We start from the raw sequence: 15085 nt of genomic DNA on the forward strand, positions 1-15085 counted from the left end.
CGTGGAGTGCATGACAACGACCGCCCCGTCACCGGCCAGCTGGTCCGAACTGCTCGGACCCCGCTACCGCTCCACGTCCGCAGTCCTCGCCGGCGGCGTGGGACTGCACGCCGTCAACATCTTTCTGACGACGAGCCTGCTGCCCACCGCCATCGGCGAACTCGGTCGCGAATCGCTGTACGCGTGGAGCGCGACCGTCTTCATGGTGGCGTCCGTGATCTCGTCGATGACCGTCAGCCGGCTGCTCGCGCATCGCGGGGCGCTCGGTGCGTATCTGTTCGCTCTGGCTCCGTTCTTCGTCGGCACGATGATCTGCGCCGTCAGCCCGTCGATGGAGGTGCTCCTCGTCGGACGAGCGGTCCAGGGGCTCGGTGGGGGCTTGCTCGCCGGGCTGAGTTACGCGGTACTGCGCGAGGCGCTACCGGAATATCTGTGGGCCCGCGCGACCGCGCTGGTCTCGGCGATGTGGGGCGTCGGAACTCTGGCGGGACCGGCGATCGGTGGACTGTTCGCGCAACTCGGCCAGTGGCGTCTCGCGTTCGTCGCGCTGGCAGTGGTTGCCGCCGCCATCGCCGTGATCGCTCCCCGCGCGTTGCCGCGCACCGAGCGTGTGCGTGGCGGAGAACCCGTGCCTGCCACGTCACTCGTACTGCTCACCCTCGCGACGATCGCGATCAGCGTGGCGGGCATCCTCGGCAACCGGACCCACATGCTGGCCCTGATCGCGGTCGGGGCCGCGTTCATCGTTCTCTTCCTGGCCTGGGAGCGGCGATCACCGCGCCGAGTGCTGCCGCAGTCGACGTACACCCGGGCCTCGTCGCTGAAGTGGATCTACCTCACCATCGCGTTGCTCGCGTCCGGCACCGTGTCGGAGGCCTTCACACCCCTGTTCGGTCAACGGCTCGCCGGACTGGTGCCGTTCGCCGCAGGCTTCCTCGGCGCCATGATGTCGGTGGGATGGTCGGTGACCATGATCTTCAGCTCCGACATCTCCCGCCCGCGTGCGCAGACGGCGGCGAAGATCGCCGGACCACTGGTTCTCGCCGCCGGCCTGGTCCTCACAGCGGCCCTCTGGCGTGACGACGCCGGGTTGGGAGTGGTGATTCTGTGGGCGGGCGCCCTGGCCGCCGCCGGTGCCGGGATCGGCCTCGCCTTCCCGCACCTGATGGTCGCCGCGATGCGGAGCACCGACGACGAGCAGGAGGGGGCCAAGGCCGCGGCGGGGCTCAACACGGTCGAGTTGATCGCCATGGCCGTCGGGTCCGCGATCGCCGGGGTGCTGGTCAACCTCGGTGCGCCCTCGGCCCTCGCCTCGGCACGAGTGCTCTTCCTCGGCCTCGGCGTCATCGCGGCAGCCGGCGTGTTCACCGCCTACCGCGCGACCCGGCAGGCCGAGCACGAGGACGCCCGACCGTCCTAGCCCGAGACGCGAAGTGGTCTGCGCGACGGAGAATGTCGTGGGCGCGGGCAAGCTGTGGCAGATGACCGCCGTGAGTGACGCGGCTTCCGTCCGCACCCAGACGCTCGATCGTCGTTTCCGCCCACGAGATGTCGTCCGCATCGGGTGCCAACGCGGTATTGATCACCGGCACCTGGTCGGACGCGAGGGTCAGTTTTCCGGTCATCCCCATTTCGCGGGCCAGTCGCGTGTCGTCCCGGACGACCTCGGCGTCGCGAGACAGCGTCGGCCCGTCGATCGGGGCTCCGATCCGGGCAGCCCGGCTGGCATTGACGAGCCGAGACCGGGCGTACGACAACGCCATCGCGGTTCGCCCGGCACCCGTGTCGCGGCAGTAGTCGCCGATCCCGAACGCGAGTCGACAGACGGGAGCGGTGCGAGCAATGTCGTCGACTGCCACGATCGCGGCCGCGGACTCGACGAGAGCGACCACCGGAACACCCGAAATCTTTTCAGCGGTGTCCCGCACCTGTTCGGGTGCTTCCGTTTTCGACAGCATCAGCCCGCGCAGGCCGGGCAGGCCGCGGAGCGCGTCGAGGTCGCGCTGCCAGTGCCGGGTGGTCGCGTCGTTGATCCGCACCCAACCTGCATTTCGGGCGAGCCACTCAGCGGTGCAGGCCCGCCCCTCGTCTTTCGCCGCGAACGGCAAACCGTCCTCGAGGTCGATGATCAGCGAGTCGGCGCCAGACGCAGCCGCAGCCGCGAGGACCTCGCTCCCGACCGCAGGGACCAGAAGCCAACTCCGCGCCATTGCGACGTCGACCTCGCTGCGCTGGGCTGTCTCGACACTCATTCTGCTCTTCCCTCGGCCATACCGAGGAGTCTGCGCGCGGCCGGGAGGCGACGCACTCGACGAAGCGGAGTGCGCCGACGGCGCCCGGTCACCGCTTCGTCAGGTGCGCCTCCGACCCCGGCAGTTCACCTCAGAAGTCGAAGCCCCAGGAGGCCGGGTTGAAGACGACGCGGTACCAGACATTGGTCGGTTCATCGAACGTGCATGGCACGATCACGACTCCCGACGTCTGCTCGAGCGCCGCAGCCTTCCCGCAGAAGTATTCCGCACCTTCACCGGACATCTCGGCACGATAAACGGGGCCGATGTGCCAGGGTTCGGCACTCGCGGTTCCGGCCCCCACGGTGGCTCCGAGAACGAGAGGTGCGGACAGTATCCCGACCAATGCTGCGGTACGCCGAGCGGACTTCTTCTGCACGAGATCTCCTTCGTAGGCGACGACACGACCGTTCTGTGTGGTTAGTTCGCACAAGAACCGTCGGACGTTACCGGGGAGCCGACGCCCGCTCCTCGAACACCTGAGCCGACCCGTTCTGCTCGGCAAGTTCACGGGCGCTGTTCAGCGCTTCCTGGGCCGCCGCCTTCACCGCCGCCTTCACCGCCGCGGAATCGTCGACGGTCGCAGGAGCTTCGACAACGTCCGGTGTCTCGACAACGTCCGGCGTCTCGGCGAGGTCCGGCGTCTCGACAACGTCCGGCGTCTCGGCGAGGTCCGGCGTCTCGACAACGTCCGGCGTCTCGACTGGGTCAGGAGTTTCGATGGCCGGTGCAGGCGCAGGCGTCGTGTGGGGTACCTCGACGGGCGCTGTGCCGCCTTTTTTCAGATACTGTCCGCACACGGGCCATGCGCCGGGGCCCTGGGTCTTCAGGACGTTCTCGGCGACGCGGATCTGCTCGGCCTGACTGGCTTCCGAGGCCATGCCCGTTCCACCGTTGGCTTTCCAGGTTTCCGGTGTGAACTGCAGTCCGCCGTAGAACCCGTTTCCGGTGTCGGTGGTCCAGTCACCGCCGCTTTCGCACTCGGCGACTTCCTCCCAGTCGTGCGGGGCGCCTCCGGCGGTTCCGGCGCCCAGCCCGAGCAGAACGGTGACTGCCGCGCCGATCAGGGCGATCCAGCCGAGGGTGTGCTTCTCCATGTTGCGAGTGGTCATGCTGGCTCAATCCTCTCCGCGCGTGCGGACGCGGCGTGCCGGCGACAACGTCTCGGTTGTCGGCCGTCCGTTTCGGTGCCTCGTCCCGCGCCTCGAAGGTGTCGGGATTACGAACCCGCGTCGGCAGATCTGCAGCGGCGGGCCCCCGAACGTGGCCTCCTCCCGAAATTCACACGGCATGAACAAGGTACGGATGTTCGACTATTGAGAAACGCGAGTGAAAATTGTGCTGTTCTGAGGTTTCGATACCGTTTCGACGTCATGTCGTGACAATTCCGTGACGCGTCAGAAGGGCTCGTGAATACCGCAGCGGCTCATCCATTCCCGCTTTGGGGCGGGATCTCGATTTCGATACGGCGTCCGCGCGGCGCACCCGCCGCGGCCCGTAGTCGTGGCAGCACCCTGTCCGGACGCCCATCCGGAGGAGATGAACAGCCTTCGAACGCAAGGCATCTCGGAATCAGCAACCGAGACGGCGACAGATCAGGGAAGCACACCCTGTCGCAGGACGGTCCACGACAGCTTCCTACCTGCTGCGCACCTCCCACTTGCCCACGAGATTGCGCATGTACGACTCGACGGTCTCGACGCTCGGCGACGGCCGGTCGGCGATTCGCGGGGTCTCGACGTGTCGTTCACCGGCACTCTCATATTCGGCGTACCCACCTCGGAGGGTAGCGGTGCCGGCGTGATGTTCCATAACGTCATCTTGGGCGTGTATCGCCCGTCAGAGCACCTTCACCACATCTCGGAGGTTCCAGTGTCCGGACCGACCCTCTCGCCCGCGAATTACACACCGCTCAGTCCGCTGCGCTTCCTGGAGCGCTCGGCGACGGTGTTCCCGGATCGGGTCGCCGTCATTCACGGCGACCGCCGCTACAGCTATCGCGAGTTCGGCGACGAGGTCGAGAGACTCGCCCGGGTCCTGCGGAGCCGGATCGAGCCCGGCGACCGCGTTGCGTTCCTGTGCCCGAACACCCCCGAGATGCTGTTCGCCCACTTCGCGGTGCCCCTCGCAGGTGGCATCTTCATCGCGCTGAACTGGCGGCTGGCGGGCCGTGAACTGGAGTACATCCTCGAGCACTCCGGGACGAGCCTGCTGTTCGTCGACTCCGAACTCGTGGGATCCGTCGCGACCGCCCGCCACGCCGTCCCGAGTCTGCGCGAGGTGATCGAGATTCCCGACTCCACGATCGCGCGGCCGGTGGTCCCGGAGGGGATCGCGACCGGGATGTACGCCGACTTCCTCGCGGCCGCAGACGACGTGGACGACATCCCGTTGCACTGGGGTGTCAATGACGAACAGCAGGTGATCGCGATCAATTACACGTCCGGAACCACCGGGAAACCGAAGGGGGTGATGTACACGCACCGCGGCGCCTATCTCAATTCCCTCGGCGAAACGTTCCACAACGGCTTCACTGGGTCCACCAAATACCTGTGGACGCTGCCGATGTTCCACTGCAACGGCTGGTGCACCCCGTGGGCGGTCACGCAGGCCGCCGGCACGCACATCTGCCTGCGCGCGGTGCGTGCCGACGCGATCTGGGACGCCATCGACACCCTCGGGGTCACTCACCTGTGCGGCGCTCCCGCCGTGTGCTCCACCATTGCCGAAGCGCCCCAGGCACATCCGGTCAACGCCCTGCGGATCACCACCGCCGCGGCGCCGCCGTCACCGACGGTGATCGCCCAGTTGGAGGCGATCGGCGTCACCGTCGTCCATGTGTACGGGCTGACCGAAGTCTACGGGCCGTACACGATCTGCGAGTACCAGGAGTCGTGGAGCGAGCGCACCGCCGAGGAACGCGCGTCCCTGCTGTCCCGGCAGGGCGTGGGCATGGTGCAGGCAGAGAACGCCCGCGTCGTCGACGCGCAGATGACCGACGTCCCCGCCGACTGCGAGACCATGGGCGAGATCGTGCTGCGCGGCAACAACGTCATGCTCGGCTACTACCGCAACCCCGAGGCCACTGCGGAAGCCTTCGCGGGCGGCTGGTTCCACACGGGCGATCTCGGCGTCATGCACCCGGACGGCTACATCCAGCTCAAGGACCGCGCGAAGGACATCGTCATCTCCGGCGGCGAGAACATCTCGACCATCGAGGTGGAGCAGGCATTGATAACGCATCCCGCCGTACTCGACGTCGCGGTCATCGGTGTCCCCCATCCCAAGTGGGGTGAGCGGCCCAAGGCATTCGTCATTGTGAGGAAGGGGGCCACGGTCACGGCTGAGGAACTCGTCGAGCACACCCGTGGGCGTATCGCGAAGTTCAAGGTGCCCGATGAGATCGTCTTTCCCCTCGAACTCCCCCGCACCCCGACCGGGAAGGTCCTCAAGTTCGAACTTCGAAACTCGAATTGACTGTCTCGCAGGAGCGCGTGGGCGCGGAATCGGAGAACAAAACCTTCCGTCGTTGCGATCGGTCGACGGGCGCACCCTGTTGATCGAGGACGACACGGACGTTCTCTTCGAGGGCGTCGTCGTGCGCCCGCACGGGTGGATCGACCACGTTCGAGCCCTCGGCGCGGTCGGCGTGATCGCCGGGGCGGGCATCACCTCTACGCCCGTCTGGGAACGGCAACTCCCCCGGTTGGCCCGCGAGAGCGAATTGCTCGGTTCCGTGGCCACGGTCACCCTCACGAACGCCTTCGGCAGGGAAGATTTCAACGCCTTTGCCTTCGAGGTGATCTCGGCATGGCGGCCGGCACTGCCTCCCGCGGCGCTGCACGATGCGGGCTTCGCGCGCGAGGACGACCGGCCCCACCGCGCGGTCATCGAGGTCGTGGCAAGTGCGGCGAGACACCAGGTGGTCGTCCCCGCACGAATCTTCGACATGGTCCACCGCCGCGCCACAGACCACACATCGTTCGGGTGGAGGGACTCCCGAACACTGAAACGGCTCCTGCGAAAGGTTCGCACCGACGAACGCGCGCCGGCCGCCGAACTCTGACAGCCCGGCCCGTTACGTTGGAAGATGCTTCTCCGCTGCCACGTCACCTCCGTGCTGAATAATGCATCCGACCCCGGGCCGGCGGGGCTGACCCGCTCGGAGACTTGGGCACGGCGTTGGGTTCGCGCACGTGCCCGACGGCCGGTGCGTCGTTGTGCAAAACTCGGAAGGGTACGTACAAACGTGCTGCGCCGGACCACTGTGATGCGGAGGCGTCATGTCCCGATCGGTTCCCGGAGGTGCTTCGGAAGACGCGGAGCATACGGCGTACGCGCGTGTGCGTGCCGGCCAGGTCAACGCGGTTCAGGCCGCACTCGAGGATCACATGGGACGCCTGGATTGGTCGAGAGATCAGATCGAGCGTTACCGCACCGAGCGGCTGCGGGCCCTCCTCGCGCACGCACGCGAGCGGTCGCCATTTCATGCCCGGAGACTTCGCGGTCTCGATCCGTCCTCGGCCTCGGTCGCCGACCTGGCGTCGCTGCCGATGATGACGAAGCGGGACGCCCAGGACGAATGGGATGCGGTCGTCACGGTTCGCGACCTCGACCGCGAACGCGCCGAACGGATTCTGTCCGAGCAGCAATGGTTTTCGTACACGTCGGGCGACGAGCAGATCTTCAGCTCGGGTGGGTCGAGTGGTGTCCGCGGCGTCTACGTCTGGGATTGGCAGTTCTACGTTTCGGCGGCGTGCCTTGCCTGGCGGGTACAGGCGCGCGAGGAACGGCGGGCGTCGTCGGTGCGGTCTCCCGCACGGCTGGCCGTGTTGGCGGCCGGTGTCCCCCCGCACGCGAGCACCCCTCTGTTCGACGTGCCGACCGCACCGGGGATGGAGACCGTCGTGATCCCGGTGGGCGCACCGTTCGACGCGAGGTCGTCGCCGCCGTGGCCGCTGCCCGGCCCACGCATCTGGTGGGCTATGCGACGGTGATCGGACGACTTGCCCGAGCGGCAGTGGCGGGTGACCTGAAGATCAGTCCCGTGCGGGTGAGCACGAACTCCGAACCCCTGCTGATTGAGGACCGGCAGGCCATCCGCGACGCCTGGTCGGTGCCGATCCACAACCTCTGGGGGTCGACCGAGATCGGCGTGCAGGCCGTGGGTTGCGGATACGGCGAGGGCCTGCACGTGTGCGAGGACGAGGTTGTGCTCGAGCGTGTCGATGACAGTGGTGCTCCGGTCGCAGCCGATGCGCCCGCCGCGCGAACGCTGGCCACGGGTCTGGCCAACCGCACGTTTCCCTTCATCCGGTACGACCTCGGAGACCAGGTCACGTTGCTGCCCGATCGGTGCGCGTGCGGAAGCGCGTTCGCGCGCGTCGCCGACATCGGTGGGCGGCGCGACGACGACTTCCGGTACGGAACGACGATCGTGCCGGCGAGCACTTTTCGTTACGTCCTCGGCGCAGATCCACGTATTTCGGAGTATCAGGTCCGACAGACGGTCGACGGAGCGGAGATCTTGGCGGTCGGCGACCCGGACGTCGCCGCGCTGACGCCGGCTGTCGCCGCGGCGTTGCGCCGACAAGGTGTGGCCGATCCGCAGGTCCGGATCGCGGTCGTCGACCATCTGCAGCGTCATCAGGCGAGCGGGAAATTGCAGCGGTTCATCGCACTGCGATAGACCCGAACTGCACCGCGGTAGCCACTCGGGCGGTCGAGTCGGCCAGGGGTCGACGATCTGCACCCAAGGGTGTCTGTCTTCACGGCCACTCCCGTTCGAGGATGGTCGTACACGGTCACCCAGTCGAGGAGCAATGATGACGGACACTGATTGCGGGGCGGTCGCCGAAAACGCTGGGGGCACATCACCTGCCGCCACAGATCTGAGTCGCGTTCACGCCGAGATCGCCCGCCTCGATGCGGAGATCCTGGATGCGGTCAACCGCCGTCTCGCTCTCGCACAGCTCGCGGCCCGAACCCGGGTCGAGTCCGGTGCACCGATGGTCGCGCTCGGCGGCGAGACGGACGTGATCCGCCGGTATCAGGACGAGTTGGGTCCCCGCGGCTCGCTGCTGGCCCTGGAATTGCTCCGGCTCGCGCGGCCACCCTTCTCTTCGACGTACCGAACTCGGTAGCCCACCCACTTTCACCTCGGTCGATACCGAGCACGAGAGCAGTGCCCAGCAGTCGTCGTGACGCTGGGCACTGTTCGCCTGTCCAGCACAATCCGGGTGCGCCAGATCGGCCGCGACACCGAAAGCGTCCCCACCCGATGTCACCACCCCGGATCCTCCGACGGCGGATGCGACCGCGGCTGTCGAACTGAAGGCGGCACTCGAACAGATCCGCGACGCCCAGCGGCGAGGCGACTTCAGTGCGTTCGGTGCCGCCCTCGACCACCAGCAGGCGGTCGATGCCTCTCCCACCCCGTCCGACTGCGCCGTGCGCCCACCCCGAGCAGAAGGCCTACTTCCGTCGCCACGCAGTCCTTGGATTTCCTCACCGCATTCGGTCACCAGCCGAGCCGCTCGGGGTGCATCGTGAAGACCATGCGTGATTTCCGATTCTCGTTCAACATCTTCGGCTTCGAGTCCCTCGACGCCCTTCTCGACCGATGCCGACTCGGCGAGAGCGCCGGCTACGACACCGTGTTCGCCGCGGACCATCTCGGCGCCCCGGCCCCGTTTCCGCTGCTGGTGGCCGTCGCCGGTGCCACCCGCTTGCGTGTCGGAACCCTGGTGCTCAACGCACCGTTCTGGAATGCCGTCCTCCTCGCCCGCGAGATCGCGACGACGGACGTCCTCACCGACGGAAGGCTCGACATCGGACTCGGTGCCGGACACATGAAGTGGGAGTTCGACGCAGCTGGTATCGAATGGAAAGCCCTCGGCGGACGGGTCGAACAGTTGTCGGAGATGGTCGACGGCCTGCGCACCTTCTTCACCGCGGATCTCGACGAGTTACCCGAGGGCCGCGCCCTGCCACGACCGTTGCAGCGGCGCGGATTCGGCGGCTCGGGCCCACCACTGATCATCGGCGGCACCGGCGACCGGGTGCTGAGGGTCGCGGCGGCCCACGCCGACATCGTCGGCGTGGCGGGGGCATTTCAGATTCCGGGCCGACCCCCGGGCACCTTCCGCCTCGCCACCGCGGACGAGACCGCCGAGCGAATTCGATTCGTGCGGACACATGCCGGCGCGAGAGCCGAAGACATCGAGTGGCATCTCCTGGTCCAGACGGTCGTCGAGACGGATGACCGCCGGGCCGCGGCGAGCGAGATCGCGGACCGGCTCGGTGGGACGATGTCGGTCGACGACCTCCTCGACACCCCGTATGTCCTCGTGGGGACCGTGGAGGAGATGGCCGAGCAGCTCCGACGCCATCGGGACCGCTACGGTTTCTCGTACATCACCGTCCACGAACCGTATCTGGAGATGTTCGCGCCCGTGATCCGTCAACTCCGAGAACAGAGCTGACGGACAACGACTCACGGGGTGTTGATGTATTCCTGAATGGCCTGCTGCGCCCGGGGGTTGCCCTGCCCGATACCGACGATCGCGCCGGTGATCGCCCCGATCGGCGTGCCGACGATGCAACCGGCGAGACTGCCGGGGAACATCGAGACACACCCGACGCCGAGACCGATGAGCGCGCCGATCGCCGTCCCGGCCGCTCCCCCGTTGGCCCAGCCGACGCCGAGCTCGTTGAGCATGTTTTCGAGGGCCTTCTGCTTGTCGACCTCGTGCCTGCCGGGGATCGCCAGGGCCGGCGTTCCCGTGTTCGGTAGGACCGGGTCGGCGTGGGCCGTACCCGCCCCGAGTGTCACCGTCGCTGCGACGAGGACCGACGCTGCCGATTTCTTGATCAAGTTCATCGCGATCCCACCCTGCTGAAGAAGGAAAAACCGGTTCCGACTGTAACCTGCGGCTGCATCATCGGTGGCGAAACCGCGGCATCGGAAGACTACCCCGGCGATTGTCCGCCGGCAGGGCTGAAATGTTCGGCTCGAGGTCTCGGTAAAGATGTGTGTGCCGTCGTGGTGCCGCCCGTGGCACACAGCACCTCGCCGAGCAAGGGTTCAGGGCAGCGATTCGGGCAGCCCGAACGGCTCGAAGTGTTCCGGCCCGAGGAACGAGGTGAGGTCCGCGATCTTGGTGCCGCGCAGGGTCAGCACGGTGATCGACCAGGGCAGGTGGGTGCCGGCGTCTTCGTCCCAGAGGTAGAAGGCGACGGCGGGCTGACCGTTCGCACCGACCGGGAGGTGACGCCACGAACCGCACCCCGTGAGCGGGACCCGGACCGCGAAATCGGTGACCGCGTCGAGACCGCGGTACCAGTGCGCCATCGGTGGCATCGACCAGGTGACATCCTCCGTCAGCAAGGCAACCAGGGCGTCGGCATCACCGCGTTCCAAAGCACTGGAGTACCCGGCGACGATGGCACGCAGACGCGTGTCGTCGATCTCTCGCAAAGTGTGCGCCTGCGTGACCGGCGGAATCTTTTCGGCGACGATCGCCCGTGCCCGCTGCAGCGCGCTGTTCACCGACGCCGTCGACGTATTCATGGTGTCGGCGATCTCGGCGGCGGAGAAACCCAAGACTTCGAAGAGAAGCAGGGCCGCCCGCTGATTGCCCGGCAGATGTTGCAGTGCCGCAACGAATGCCAATTCGACAGCCTCGCGTTGCTCGTAGTGTGCGGCCGGCCCCGCCGATTCGGCGGTCGGACCCGCGTCAGCGTAGGGCCCCAGCCAGGCCACGTCCGTGAGCGGGATGTCACCGATGACGGCACGATCACTGGACGGGCCCAGGTCGACGGGCAGGGCCCGCCTACCGCGCGATTCGACGGTGTCCAGGCACGTGCGTGTCGCGACGGTGTAGAGCCAGGAGCGCAGCGTGCTTCGACCTTCGAACCGAGCAAAACCGCGCCACGCCCGCAACAAGGCATCCTGCAGAGCGTCGTCGGCGTCGTGACTGGATCCGAGCATGCGGTAACAATGCGCGTGCAGTTCTCGGCGCAACGGTCCGACGAGGCGGGTGAACGCGGCATCGTCTCCATGGCGCGCCCTGGCCAGGTCGGCATCCTCGGCGTCTTCCGCGACGGGTGTTCGTGCGGACATGTCGGTCACAAGGGACGATTCTGCCCGACCGCCGGCGGCCGCACCGGCGACCGGCGAGACCTGCCAGCGGTAGACCGGGCCCCGCGGTCGATCTCGGGCATCGGACCGTGGCACAGCGCACCGCGTCACCTGGTGGTGGTCGCAGCCGGTGTGGGCGCCAGCGACATCCCGGCGTAGACCTCGTCGAGAACGGTGGGCAGCAAAGCGTTCGCCGTGGTCTTGCCCTCGGGTGACAGGGTCAGATTCGTCCAGATCACCAGCGTGACGTCGTTGTCCGGGTCGTAGCCGATGAACGAGTTGAAACCCGGCAGCTCACCGCCGTGGTAGTACATCGAGGCGTTCGGCCCGAAACGCTGATAGCTGATGCCGTACCCGTATTGCTGCCCGTCGGGTGTGCTCGGATCCTCGGGTTGCAGGCTGTGGAGCCATTGCTGCTGGTACTCGGGATTCAGGACAGTGCCCGACACCAGGGCCCGGATCCACGTGGCCAGGTCGTCTGCCGTGGAGATGGCGCCACCGGCAGCGGTGGCGTAGGAGGAATTCTGGTTGGTGTAATCGAGGGGTTGGAGCGTTCCCGCGCGTGCGGCGGCCTGCATGTCGGCGGGATACTCCTCGTCGACCATCGCGTAGGACGATTCGCCGTACATGTAGCCGTGCGAATAGCGATCCGGGATGGTCGCGGCGTCGACGGCGGCGGGAAGCGAGGTTTGCTGCAACCCGAGGGGCCCGAACAATCGATCCCGGAATTGCTCGGCCAATGGGCGCGCGCCGACCTTCTCGGCGATCAGACCCAGCAATGCGTAGTTCGTATTGCTGTACTCGTAGGAGGTGCCCGGCGGGAAGTCCGGCGGGTGCCGGAACGCGATATCCAAGACCTCTTGCGGCGTCCAGGCCTTCGCCGGGTCGGCATCCAGAGTGGCCGCGAATTCGGGCGAGTTCGTGTAGTTGTACAGTCCACTGCGCATCGTCAACAGCTCTGCGACGGTGATGTTCTCGCCGTTGGGCACATCCGAAACGTAGGTGGACACCGGGTCGCTGAACTCGAGCTTCCCGTCTTGGGCGAGGAGCACGGTCAGCGCCGCCGTCATGGTCTTGGTGTTCGACGCGATCCGGAAATGGGTTTGTTCGTCAGGCGGCGTCTGCGCGCCCAGTTCGGCCGTACCGACCACGGCGCCAAAGGTCCCCTGCGGGGTGCGGAGCTGCACCACCGCGCCGGGCACGAGTAGCTCCTCGGCCGCCGCGTTCACGGCGGCCTGGAATGTAGCCGGATCGATGGGTTTCAGCGCCGACCCCTCCGGTGCGGCCGCGCTCGTCGCGGCGGGCACTGCACCGTTGGACGCCTGCGAGGTCGTCGGCTCCGAACTGGTCGAGCAGCCCGCGATCGCAACGGCAACGCCCACCGCGAGCACAGCGGCGCGGGTGGCATTCGGTGTGCGGCTCCGGCGCCCTCCAGCCGTCCGGCTCGGCACGTTCCCCACCGGGAAATTCCTCATCGCCGGCATCACCGCCTCTGCGGCAGAGTTCGATACCGCGCCGATGAGCGGTATCAGCTGGGCAGATCTCCTTGTGCATCCTAACCCCGATGCCCGCCCGCTCCTTCGACTTCACCGGAACAATCTCCCGCGAGAAAGTACACTTCTCCACCTTCACGATGGGCCCCGAGGAGACAGAATGCGGGAACCGCACTGACACCCGATCACCGGTTCACCTCCTCCGACCCGCTCATCGTCACCCGCAACAACCCGCTCAGACGAACGCGGCGTCGGAGAGGGGTAGATCCGCCGCACCTGTAGCGCCCACCAAATCGGCTCCGTTTCAAGAATGGTCGCGAGGGTAATTGCGGTGTATGGGTGCACGAGTGAGGACAAGCGGCCGGAGCACACCGGCCAGGCCTGACCGTGGAGGCACTTCCTCTCACAGCAAGACCGCGGACAACGACGAGCCGAGGGCCACCGCCACGGCGGCGACAGTTCGATCTCACCAGATTTCGATGAAGTCGACGCCGCCCGCCGTCGCAGCCTCGGGTCGGCTGCCACGAAGACGACCGTTGCCCCCCAGGCGGCCGGCAGCCGAAAGATCACCCTCCACGTCACGCGACAGCGTGCCCGGGAGAAGCAAACCCGCACCCCGAGCGGACCGCCCCGACGCTACGAAGCCGACGGCCCGGAAGCGTTCCCGAGACACAGGGTCCCACGTGACGGCGCGCCCTCGGCCCACCACGCCGGCTCGTCAGCGCAGGCCTGACCCGATCTCGCAGGAGACCGAACGCGGACTGTTGTCGCGGTCGGTCGAGGCGGTCATCGCGTGGCTGAAAGACCACGTTCACCGGCTCATGGACGCGATGCGAGAACGCGGCGAGACGGTGACGCTGAATATTCGGCAGAAGTTCCGGGAATGGATGGACACGCTCGTCGACACGATCGCGCAGAGCGACGCGGGGATCGACGCCGTAATCGCAGGCATTCGGGCCGCGCTGACCGGCAAGAATCCTGTGTGGGCCGCGATCAAAGCGCTCGTGTCCGGGTTGAGCGGCAAGGCCAAGGTCGCCCTCGTTCTCGTCCTTGTCCTCGGGTCCCTGCTCGCGCCGGTATTGCTCGTGGTCCTCCTGCTGGTGCTCATTGTCGCGGCACTGGTGGCGGTGGTGCGCGCCGCCGCCACGTGAACGCCCAGAATCTTCTCCGTGAACAGGGTTGCTGCTGAGGCACTTTCGATTCTCGGCGCCAATCCGCCATCTAGAGACAGTCCGCATGGATGCGTGGCCGCCGAAGGCTGCCCGAACCGAATTTATTGCTGGTGGTTGAGTGTCTCGCAGCTTGGGTAGTCGACAAGCGGCGCCCCTTACCGCGCACGGTTTTGCGAGACATTTCCGAGGACGGTTCTGCGACACATTGCCGAAGTGGGCGAGCGGCGCGCCGGTGACTACTCGGTAAAGGGGTTCGACGATGAAAACCAAAGGTCAGGTGGCATTGGCCGTCGGCGCGGGATACATGCTCGGCCGTACACACCGAATGAAGATGGCACTGATGCTCGCGGCCGCGGGTGCGACCGGACGCTTCCCCGGCGGGCCACGCGATTTACTGGAACGCGGTACGAAGATGCTCGCGAGCTCCCCCGAGTTCGCCAAGATCAGCGACTCGGTGCGTGAAGAGCTGGTCAGCGCGGCGAAGGCCGCAGCCGTCACCGCCGCAAGCCACCGTATTAACTCGCTCAACAGCCGCCTCCTGTCGAGCGGCGGAGAAGTCGTCGGCGACGTTGGCGACACCGTGGACGACACCGCGAGTGGTGTCGGCAATTCCGTAGGCAAGCTCAGCAGGCTCGGAAAACTCGGTCGCAAGCGACGCGGCCGGTCCGAGGACGAGGAGTACGACGAAGCCGAAGTCGAGGAAGAGCCGGACGAACAGTACGCCGACGAGGACGACGAGTACGAGGAACCCGACGAGGAAGATGCCGCCGACGAGGAAGATGCCGCCGACGAGGAATCCGCGCCCCCACGCAAGCGCCCCGCCGCGCGTCGACGGACTTCCAGCAACGGCAGCTCCCGGCCGACCAGCAGATCGCGGAGCGCAAAATCCGACGAGGATGACGAAGAGGCCCCTACCAGGGTCCGCAAGACACGGGCGAAAGCCACGACTAATTCTGCGCCCGTCCGACGGGCACGGAGGTGACGGCG

At 67.0% G+C, this 15085-nt stretch carries 14 protein-coding genes and 1 pseudogene; 8 read left to right on the forward strand and 7 right to left on the reverse strand.

The features are described 5' to 3' along the window. Positions 1–10 precede the first annotated feature (10 nt). Positions 11–1420 (forward strand): MFS transporter, encoded by a 1410-nt coding sequence (locus tag QM806_RS23215; RefSeq protein ID WP_242322992.1) that lies wholly within the window; start codon positions 11–13, stop codon positions 1418–1420. Here QM806_RS23215 and QM806_RS23220 read toward each other — a convergent pair. The 4 genes from QM806_RS23220 to QM806_RS23235 all read right to left on the reverse strand — a co-directional run bounded on the left by QM806_RS23220 (position 1365) and on the right by QM806_RS23235 (position 4103). Then, a complete protein-coding gene (locus tag QM806_RS23220; RefSeq protein ID WP_283293001.1) occupies positions 1365–2252 on the reverse strand; it encodes an HpcH/HpaI aldolase/citrate lyase family protein in 888 nt (295 codons plus the stop codon). The two genes, QM806_RS23215 and QM806_RS23220, sit on opposite strands and share 56 nt — an antisense overlap. Positions 2253–2382: 130 nt before the next feature. Next, the gene (locus QM806_RS23225) at positions 2383–2670 is read right to left on the reverse strand and encodes a hypothetical protein (protein WP_065493081.1); all 288 of its coding nucleotides are present in this window, start codon (positions 2668–2670) and stop codon (positions 2383–2385) included. A 67-nt stretch (positions 2671–2737) separates the two neighbouring features. Further along, a complete protein-coding gene (locus QM806_RS23230; RefSeq protein ID WP_169695362.1) occupies positions 2738–3403 on the reverse strand; it encodes a transglycosylase family protein in 666 nt (221 codons plus the stop codon). Positions 3404–3929: 526 nt separating this feature from the next. Beyond that, complete coding sequence (locus QM806_RS23235) at positions 3930–4103, reverse strand: hypothetical protein (RefSeq protein WP_283293034.1); 174 nt, start codon at positions 4101–4103, stop codon at positions 3930–3932. A gap of 60 nt (positions 4104–4163) precedes the next feature. Here QM806_RS23235 and QM806_RS23240 point away from each other — a divergent pair, with 60 nt between their 5' ends. The 5 genes and pseudogenes from QM806_RS23240 to QM806_RS23260 all read left to right on the forward strand — a co-directional run bounded on the left by QM806_RS23240 (position 4164) and on the right by QM806_RS23260 (position 9775). Next, positions 4164–5768 carry an AMP-binding protein gene (locus tag QM806_RS23240; protein ID WP_283293006.1) on the forward strand — a complete coding sequence of 535 codons (1605 nt, stop codon included), beginning with the start codon at positions 4164–4166 and terminating at the stop codon, positions 5766–5768. A 52-nt stretch (positions 5769–5820) separates the two neighbouring features. Next, the gene (locus QM806_RS23245) at positions 5821–6357 is read left to right on the forward strand and encodes a hypothetical protein (protein WP_283293007.1); all 537 of its coding nucleotides are present in this window, start codon (positions 5821–5823) and stop codon (positions 6355–6357) included. Positions 6358–6574: 217 nt separating this feature from the next. After that, a pseudogene (locus QM806_RS23250) lies at positions 6575–7980 on the forward strand (phenylacetate--CoA ligase family protein). A 136-nt stretch (positions 7981–8116) separates the two neighbouring features. Further along, a complete protein-coding gene (locus tag QM806_RS23255) occupies positions 8117–8434 on the forward strand; it encodes a chorismate mutase (RefSeq protein ID WP_005565559.1) in 318 nt (105 codons plus the stop codon). Positions 8435–8848: 414 nt separating this feature from the next. Further along, positions 8849–9775 carry an LLM class F420-dependent oxidoreductase gene (locus tag QM806_RS23260; RefSeq protein WP_182624854.1) on the forward strand — a complete coding sequence of 309 codons (927 nt, stop codon included), beginning with the start codon at positions 8849–8851 and terminating at the stop codon, positions 9773–9775. Between the two features lie 11 nt (positions 9776–9786). Here QM806_RS23260 and QM806_RS23265 read toward each other — a convergent pair whose 3' ends face one another. From QM806_RS23265 to QM806_RS23275, 3 genes are all read right to left on the reverse strand, one after another. Then, on the reverse strand, positions 9787–10173 hold the full coding sequence (locus QM806_RS23265) for a hypothetical protein (RefSeq protein ID WP_005565561.1): 387 nt from the start codon (positions 10171–10173) through the stop codon (positions 9787–9789). Between the two features lie 204 nt (positions 10174–10377). Continuing rightward, a complete protein-coding gene (locus tag QM806_RS23270) occupies positions 10378–11424 on the reverse strand; it encodes a sigma-70 family RNA polymerase sigma factor (RefSeq protein ID WP_043789156.1) in 1047 nt (348 codons plus the stop codon). A 116-nt stretch (positions 11425–11540) separates the two neighbouring features. Next, a complete protein-coding gene (locus QM806_RS23275) occupies positions 11541–12740 on the reverse strand; it encodes a serine hydrolase domain-containing protein (protein ID WP_005565563.1) in 1200 nt (399 codons plus the stop codon). An 869-nt stretch (positions 12741–13609) separates the two neighbouring features. On the opposite strand from QM806_RS23275, the gene QM806_RS23280 reads away from it, so the two are divergent. Together QM806_RS23280 and QM806_RS23285 are read left to right on the forward strand one after the other, a co-directional pair. Then, positions 13610–14077 carry a hypothetical protein gene (locus tag QM806_RS23280; RefSeq protein WP_283293010.1) on the forward strand — a complete coding sequence of 156 codons (468 nt, stop codon included), beginning with the start codon at positions 13610–13612 and terminating at the stop codon, positions 14075–14077. A gap of 280 nt (positions 14078–14357) precedes the next feature. Next, on the forward strand, positions 14358–15080 hold the full coding sequence (locus QM806_RS23285; protein ID WP_043789147.1) for a hypothetical protein: 723 nt from the start codon (positions 14358–14360) through the stop codon (positions 15078–15080). Positions 15081–15085 lie beyond the last annotated feature (5 nt).

This window comes from Rhodococcus sp. IEGM 1351 (assembly GCF_030056875.1).
GTDB lineage: Bacteria > Actinomycetota > Actinomycetes > Mycobacteriales > Mycobacteriaceae > Rhodococcus_F > Rhodococcus_F opacus.

Coding starts and splice junctions, on each gene's coding strand:
- QM806_RS23215 (WP_242322992.1), top strand. CDS start 11: ATGACAACGACCGCCCCGTCACCGGCCAGCTGGTCCGAACTGCTCGGA.
- QM806_RS23220 (WP_283293001.1), bottom strand. CDS start 2,252: ATGAGTGTCGAGACAGCCCAGCGCAGCGAGGTCGACGTCGCAATGGCG.
- QM806_RS23230 (WP_169695362.1), bottom strand. CDS start 3,403: ATGACCACTCGCAACATGGAGAAGCACACCCTCGGCTGGATCGCCCTG.
- QM806_RS23235 (WP_283293034.1), bottom strand. CDS start 4,103: ATGGAACATCACGCCGGCACCGCTACCCTCCGAGGTGGGTACGCCGAA.
- QM806_RS23255 (WP_005565559.1), top strand. CDS start 8,117: ATGACGGACACTGATTGCGGGGCGGTCGCCGAAAACGCTGGGGGCACA.
- QM806_RS23260 (WP_182624854.1), top strand. CDS start 8,849: ATGCGTGATTTCCGATTCTCGTTCAACATCTTCGGCTTCGAGTCCCTC.
- QM806_RS23265 (WP_005565561.1), bottom strand. CDS start 10,173: ATGAACTTGATCAAGAAATCGGCAGCGTCGGTCCTCGTCGCAGCGACG.
- QM806_RS23285 (WP_043789147.1), top strand. CDS start 14,358: ATGAAAACCAAAGGTCAGGTGGCATTGGCCGTCGGCGCGGGATACATG.